1 rRNA gene is annotated in these 323 nt (G+C 52.0%); it reads left to right on the top strand.

The features are described 5' to 3' along the window. Positions 1 to 323, top strand: a 16S ribosomal RNA gene (locus D0817_RS25210); the annotation flags it as partial.

The raw sequence follows: 323 nt of genomic DNA, 5'->3' as shown, positions 1-323 counted from the left end.
ATGGAGACTGCAAGGCTAGAATCTGGCAGAGGGGGGTAGAATTCCACGTGTAGCAGTGAAATGCGTAGAGATGGGGAGGAACACCGATGGCGAAGGCAGCCCCCTGGGTCAAGATTGACGCTCATGCACGAAAGCGTGGGGAGCAAACAGGATTAGATACCCTGGTAGTCCACGCCCTAAACGATGTCTACTAGTTGTCGGGTTTTAATTAACTTGGTAACGCAGCTAACGCGTGAAGTAGACCGCCTGGGGAGTACGGTCGCAAGATTAAAACTCAAAGGAATTGACGGGGACCCGCACAAGCGGTGGATGATGTGGATTAA

The organism is Flavobacterium cupreum, from assembly GCF_003996965.1.
Lineage (GTDB): Bacteria > Bacteroidota > Bacteroidia > Flavobacteriales > Flavobacteriaceae > Flavobacterium > Flavobacterium cupreum.
Note: the sequence above shows the minus strand (reverse complement) of the source record. Positions and strands in the feature narration are given on the sequence as shown.